Source organism: Robertmurraya sp. DFI.2.37, assembly GCF_029211245.1.
In the GTDB taxonomy this organism is placed as follows: domain Bacteria; phylum Bacillota; class Bacilli; order Bacillales; family Cytobacillaceae; genus Robertmurraya; species Robertmurraya methanolica_A.
This window is the reverse complement of sequence record NZ_JARGEJ010000694.1, coordinates 1-296: the sequence shown is the minus strand read 5'-3', so window position 1 is coordinate 296 and position 296 is coordinate 1. Positions and strand designations below refer to the sequence as shown.

General features: G+C 38.2%; 1 protein-coding gene. It reads left to right on the top strand.

Annotation, left to right across the window (positions count from 1 at the left end):
* The coding region (locus PZE06_RS28250) for a radical SAM family protein (RefSeq protein ID WP_275792436.1) at positions 1–296 on the top strand (296 nt) is incomplete at both ends.

Here is a 296-nt window from a genome sequence, read left to right as displayed (position 1 = left end):
GAAATGAAAAAGCAAAAAAGAAAAAATGGCAAGGCTATTTATCAGCCTGCCGGTAAAGCCGGAGAATACGGTACATGGGGATGTAATTTTTATGTCGGTTGTTTGAACGACTGTGAATATTGCTTTTGTCCAGACTTCCTGAAATCTGGTACTTGGAGTTTGGTTCCCAATTTGAAAAAAGCCTTTAAAGATGAACAGAACGCTATCGATATCTTTAGAAAGGAGTTTTTTGAGAATCTGGCAGAATTGCATATAAGCGGATTGTTCTTTAGTTTCACTACCGATCCTTTGCTTCC